The sequence below is a fragment of the Streptomyces albidochromogenes genome, from assembly GCF_005981925.1.
GTDB classification, from domain to species: Bacteria; Actinomycetota; Actinomycetes; order Streptomycetales; family Streptomycetaceae; genus Streptomyces; species Streptomyces albidochromogenes.
Map to the genome: position 1 here is coordinate 1 of NZ_VBVX01000520.1, position 2,498 is coordinate 2,498.

3 protein-coding genes are annotated in these 2,498 nt (G+C 78.0%); all 3 read left to right on the forward strand.

Features of this window, described 5'->3' with window-relative positions; translation table 11 throughout:
* Positions 1–449 (forward strand): glycosyltransferase (locus tag E2E34_RS33345; RefSeq protein WP_138905570.1); only part of this gene is annotated, 449 nt, incomplete at its 5' end.
* Positions 446–1,615 carry a glycosyltransferase gene (locus E2E34_RS33350; RefSeq protein ID WP_138905571.1) on the forward strand — a complete coding sequence of 390 codons (1,170 nt, stop codon included), beginning with the start codon at positions 446–448 and terminating at the stop codon, positions 1,613–1,615. The genes E2E34_RS33345 and E2E34_RS33350, both read left to right, overlap by 4 nt.
* Positions 1,612–2,498: SGNH/GDSL hydrolase family protein (locus tag E2E34_RS33355; RefSeq protein ID WP_208765412.1), on the forward strand; the 887-nt coding region annotated here is incomplete at its 3' end. The genes E2E34_RS33350 and E2E34_RS33355, both read left to right, overlap by 4 nt.

Sequence of the window (2,498 nt, forward strand, 5' to 3'; positions counted from 1 at the left end):
GGGTACGGGTGGTCGTCGTCGGGGACGGGCCGAGCGAGCCCTCGCTGCGGGCCGCGCTGCCGGGCGCCCTGTTCCTCGGGCGCAGGACGGGTGACGAACTCGCCCGGATCTTCGCCTCCCTCGACGTCTTCGCGCACACCGGACCGTACGAGACCTTCTGCCAGACAGTGCAGGAGGCCATGGCGAGCGGCGTTCCCGTGATCGCTCCGGCGGCGGGCGGCCCGCTCGACCTCGTCCGTCACGGGAACACCGGGCTGCTCGTCGAACCGCGCGACCCGGCGGCCGTACGCGCGGCCGTCTCGGCGCTCGCCGGCGACGCGGGGCTGCGCGCCGCCTACGGACGGGCCGGGCGGGCGGCCGTCGAGACCCGGACCTGGGCCGCCGTCGGCGATCAGCTGCTCGGCCACTACGCGGACGTGCTGCGCGAGCGCACGGCGGTGGCGGCATGAGCGGGGCCGGGAACGGCGGGGCGCTGCGGATCGTCCGGCTGGCCAACTTCGTCACCGCGTCGTCCGGCGGGCTGCGCACCGCCCTGCGGGAGCTGGGACGCGGCTACCTGGCCGCCGGGCACGAGCCGGTACTCGTCGTACCGGGCGAGCGCGAGAGCGACGACGTCACCGCACAGGGGCGCGTGATCACCCTGCCGGGCGTGGAGCTGCCGGGTACCGGCGGCTACCGGGTCCTCGCGGGCCGCCGCAGACTGCGCGCGCTCCTGGAGACCCTCGCGCCGGACCGGCTGGAGGTGTCGGACCGCACGTCGCTGCGCTGGACGGGGGAGTGGGCGCGGCGCAACAGGGTGCCCTCGGTGATGGTGTCGCACGAGACGGCGGACGGGGTGCTGCGCACCTGGGGGCTGCCGGAGGGGGTCGCCGGGCGCACCGCGGACCGGCTGAACGCGCGCAGCGCGTGGGCGTACTCCCGGATCGTGTGCACCACGGAGTGGGCGGAGCGCGAGTTCGTGCGCATCGGCGCGCGGAACGTGGTGCGTGCTCCCCTGGGCGTCGATCTGCGCGCGTGCCGTCCGGAGCTGCGCAGTACGGGGCTGCGCGCCCGGTACGCGCACGGGAACGACGTCCTGCTCCTGCTGTGCTCGCGTCTGTCGGTGGAGAAGCACCCGGGAACGGCCCTCGACGCTCTCGCGGCGCTTCGCGGGAACGGCATGAAGGTGTCACTGGTGGTCGCCGGGGACGGCCCCCTGCGGGAACGGCTGACGCGCAGGGCGCGTGCGCAGCGGCTGCCGGCCGTGTTCCTGGGGCACGTGGGGGAGCGCGGCGAACTGGCCAACCTCCAGGCCGCCGCGGACGTGTGCCTGGCGCCCGGGCCGGCCGAGACGTTCGGGCTGTCGGCGCTGGAGGCACTGGCGTGCGGCACCCCGGTCGTCGCCAGCGCCTCCGGCGCGCTGCCGGAGGTCGTCGGGGACGCGGGGCTCGCGGCCGCCGATTCCGGCGCGGCCTTCGCCGACGCCGTACGGCAACTGCTCGCCCGCCCCGAGGAGGCGCGCCGCGCGGCGGCCAGGGCGCGTGCGGAACTCTTCGGGTGGCCCGCGGCGGTGGACGCGTTCCTGGCCGCCCACGACGCCCGGACGCCGGCGCGGTCCCCGGAGGTGACGGGATGACCCCGGCCGCCCGCACCGAGGCCCCGGCCGGCGGGGTGGGCACGCCCGGCACCGTCGTACGTCCCGCGGGGGAGGCGCCGGGCCACCGGGGCGCGCGTACGCGCGCCCCGGACGGTCCGGTGGTGCTGCCCACGTCCCCCGCGCCGGCGCCCCCGCGCGACCACCCGGTCCGTTCCGTTCCCGACGACCGGACGCGCGAGCGGCCCGGCCGGCCGGGCGCCCGGGCGGGCTCCTGGCCCGGCCCCGGCAGGCCGGTGCGGTTCGTGGCGCTGGGGGACTCGCTCACCGAGGGAGTCGGGGACCCGGCGGGCGCGGGGTGGCGCGGCTGGGCGGCGCTGCTCGCCGGCGGCCTCGCGGCGCGCGGCGAAGCGGCGGAGTTCCGGAACCTCGCCGTGAGCGGGGCGCTCAGCCGCGATGTCGTCGAGCGCCAGGCGCCCCGGGCCCTTGCCTGCGCCCCGGACATCGCGTCGGTCGTCGTCGGCGTCAACGACACCCTCCGCCGAGGCTTCGACATCCACGCGTTCGCGGCCGGACTCGACCGGGTCTGCGACGCCCTGACCGGGAGCGGCGCCGTGCTGCTGACGGCGTGCCTGCCCGATCCCGGGACCATGCTGGGCCTGCCCGCTCCGCTCGCGCGTCCGCTGGCCCGCAGACAGCGCGCCGTCAACGCGGTGACTCACGCGCTGTCCGCCCGGTACGGCGCCGTGCACCTGCACATGGCCCACGGCGCGTGGGTGGCCGACCGGAGCCTGTGGAGCGCGGACCGGCTGCACCCGGGCGAACGCGGTCACCGGCTGATCGCGGCCCGCTTCCACGCGCTGCTCGCCGCCGAGGGACTCGCGACCGGGGACCCGCCGGGACAGGAACCCGAGCAGCCCCCGCC

Bases quoted from the DNA above. Each gene is read 5' to 3' on its own strand.
- E2E34_RS33350 (WP_138905571.1), top strand. From the start codon at position 446: ATGAGCGGGGCCGGGAACGGCGGGGCGCTGCGGATCGTCCGGCTGGCC.